This window comes from Butyricicoccus sp., assembly GCF_050872565.1.
Lineage (GTDB): Bacteria > Bacillota > Clostridia > Oscillospirales > Butyricicoccaceae > Butyricicoccus_A.
The window spans coordinates 1-3,125 of record NZ_JBNMHC010000274.1; the positions used below are offsets into that span (position 1 = coordinate 1).

Annotated in this window: 3 protein-coding genes; 2 read left to right on the forward strand and 1 reads right to left on the reverse strand. The window is 49.9% G+C overall.

What is annotated here, in order from left to right:
• A partial coding sequence (locus ACR0P9_RS09940; protein WP_432619719.1) for an HdeD family acid-resistance protein occupies positions 1-636 on the reverse strand: 636 nt, incomplete at its 3' end.
• Between the two features lie 219 nt (positions 637-855).
• Here ACR0P9_RS09940 and ACR0P9_RS09945 point away from each other — a divergent pair.
• Both ACR0P9_RS09945 and ACR0P9_RS09950 read left to right on the forward strand, forming a co-directional pair.
• Positions 856-2,016 (forward strand): CobW family GTP-binding protein, encoded by a 1,161-nt coding sequence (locus tag ACR0P9_RS09945; protein ID WP_432619721.1) that lies wholly within the window; start codon positions 856-858, stop codon positions 2,014-2,016.
• A 12-nt stretch (positions 2,017-2,028) separates the two neighbouring features.
• Entirely contained in the window at positions 2,029-2,973 is a 945-nt protein-coding gene (locus tag ACR0P9_RS09950; protein WP_432619723.1) for a TIGR03943 family putative permease subunit, read from the forward strand.
• The last annotated feature ends 152 nt before the right edge of the window (positions 2,974-3,125 follow it).

Consider the following 3,125-nt stretch of genomic DNA (forward strand, 5'->3'; position numbering starts at 1 on the left):
CTCCTCGTCGTCATCATCGACCGGATGGGCATGAACATCGATGATCTTGGTCTTTTTCTGCTTGTGTCCCTTTTTCTTTGGCTCCGGCGGATTGTCGCGCTCATAAATCAAACGCGCATGATTCATGCGATACAGCACCAAAAAATCCGAAATGCCGCTGTAAATCAGCGCAATGCCGATGAGGCGCAGAGTAAATCTTGCGGTGCCATACGGATGCATGAGAATAACTGCACTGAATAGAACCGTGATAACTCCGATAATAATAACCGTGAGATACCCCGGATCGCCGAACTTTTTGAGTCCAATGCCGTGCCGCAAATTGAGCACGCCGTCAAGCAGCAAAATCAAGCCGAAGATAATCGGCAGAACCGCACTGAATGCCTTGGGCTGTGCGATGACAAAAATGCCGACGGCAATCGCCAAGATACCAATAAAAATTTTCACGATGCGAATCGTTCGGTCTTTCCAGCACATCAGCATACCAATGATGCCGTAAGCAATGAGCAGTGCACCGATAACATAGCATACGACTGCCAAAAACTTATCGGGGATAAACAGCATCACAGCACCGACAGCAATATAGCCGAGCGCTGCCAGCAGCAGATGAAACCGAATGCTGCGGAATGTTTCAAACATAGTGTTTCAGCCTCCCTGCGGGGTGGTTCTCCGCATGTATTTTGTGTTTTCATTGTACGGTATCTCACTCGGGATGTCAATGTTCCGGTTTTGCCGCGCATAAAATCCGCTCCCGGAGATGGGAAAGTCTTGAAAAATCTCCTGTTTTGGTGTACGATAAAGCAGAAAGCCTCCGGCTTTCCTTTGGTTGTAAACTATATCTTATAGAAGGTGTTTGATATGACGAAAATCGACATTATTTCCGGCTTTTTAGGTGCCGGTAAGACAACGTTAATTCGCAAGCTGCTGGAAGGTCCGCTCAAGGGTCAGAAGGTCGTTCTGATCGAGAATGAGTTCGGCGAGATCGGCATTGACGGCGGTTTCCTAAAGGACTCCGGCATTCAGATCAACGAAATGAATTCCGGCTGCATCTGCTGCACACTGGTCGGTGACTTTGAAAAGGCACTGGGCGATGTACTGAGCCAGTACGCACCGGATCGCATCATCATCGAGCCGTCCGGCGTTGGCAAGCTGTCAGATGTTGCCGCTGCGGTTCAGCCGGTTCTGCACGAAGGCGAAGTAGAAATGGGCTGCATGACCACCGTATGCGATGCTTCCAAGTGCCGCATGTATATCAAGAACTTTGGTGAGTTCTATATCAACCAGCTGGAGAGCGCTGGCACCATCGTGCTGAGCCGTACCCAGAATGTCAGCGAGAAGCGTCTGGACGAGGCACTCAAGCTGGTTCGTGAGCACTGCGGCGAAAACACCAGCATCATCACCACCCCGTGGGATGAGCTGACCGGTGAGCAGATCTATGATGTCATGTGTGCAGACGGCCACAAGGCACTGCTGGATGCTGCTGAGCTGTACGAGCATGAGGAGCATCATCATCACCATCATCATGACGGCGAGACTTGCTCCTGCGGCCATCATCATCACGATCATGATGAGCACGAACATGAGCACGAGCATGAGCATCATCATCACGACGGCGAGACCTGCTCCTGCGGCCATCATCATCACGATCATGATGAGCATGAACACGAGCACGAGCATCATCACGAACATCATTACGATGAAAACGGCGTTTGCTCCTGTGGTCATCATCATCACGGCCATGATGCCGATGAAGTATTCACCAGCTGGGGCATTGAGACCGCACGCAAGTACACCGAAGAGGATCTGCGTGCTCGCCTGAATCAGTTGGACGATCAGGAGCTGTACGGCATCGTTCTGCGCGCTAAGGGCATCGTTCCGGAGCAAGACGGCACTTGGCTGCATTTTGACATGGTTCCGGGTGAAATTGAGCTGCGTCACGGCGCTGCTGACTACACCGGCCGTCTGTGCGTCATTGGCTCCGGCATCAAGGAAGACGCTCTGGCTGAACTGTTTGCATAAGGAGGATTGTCTGTGGAAATTCCTGTATATTTCTTCACCGGCTTTTTAGACAGCGGTAAGACAACCTTTATCGAATCTATCCTGCGCGATCCGAACTTTTCCGAAGGCGAAAAGACGTTAATGATTGTGTGCGAGGACGGCGAGACCGAGTTTGACTACGGTCTGCTGATGGATTCCAACTGCATCGTCAAGACCATTGAAGACCAGTCGGATTTCAACCGCATGTTCTTAGAGGAGTGCAGCCGGAAATACAAGCCGGAGCGCGTCATTGTTGAATGGAACGGCATGTGGAAGCTGGCTGATTTGGCACCGGATACCTTCCCGAAGGGCTGGATTGTCTATCAGACCGTAACAACCGTCGATGCCCGTACCTTTGACAACTATTTCCAGAACATGGGCGGCTTTATGTTCCCGATGCTGCAAATGACCGACATGATTGTATTCAATCGCTGTGATGCCAACACCAAAGACATCATCAAAAATCGTCGTGTCCGCATGATTAACCGCCGCGCTGACATCTTTATGGATTATCCGGATGGCAGAAGCGAGGTCTATCAGGAATCCTTGGAAGCCAATCTGGATCTCTCCAAGGACATCGTAGATATTTCCGATGCAGATTATGCGATGTGGTACTTCGATGCCATGGAGCATCCGGAAAAGTACGCCGGTCACACCGTGCGTTTCCTGTGTCAGACCTATCGTCCGAACGGCATGGGCAAAAACAACTTTGCCGCTGGCCGCTTTGTCATGACCTGCTGTGCAGAAGATATTTCCTTTGCTGCAGTTGTGTGCAAGCATCCTTCCGCTGCCAAGCTCAAGGATCGCGATTGGTACACCATCACTGCAGAGGTCAAGCATGAGTTCTTCCCGGAATATCAGGGTATGGGACCGGTACTGTATGTCAAGTCTCTGGAGCCTGCCAAGAAGCCGGATGATGACATCTGCTATGTAAAATAAAATTTATCTTTTTCGTCTCCCGATTGTCTGTCAATCGGGAGATTTTTTTAGCGAAAATTTCCAGAATTATACCATATAATTTCGACACATTCAAGGTTGATTTTATTCGATTCATGTCCTATTATGGAATTGTAAGAAAGAAAATATCGCAG

Coding starts and splice junctions, on each gene's coding strand:
- ACR0P9_RS09945 (WP_432619721.1), top strand. CDS start 856: ATGACGAAAATCGACATTATTTCCGGCTTTTTAGGTGCCGGTAAGACA.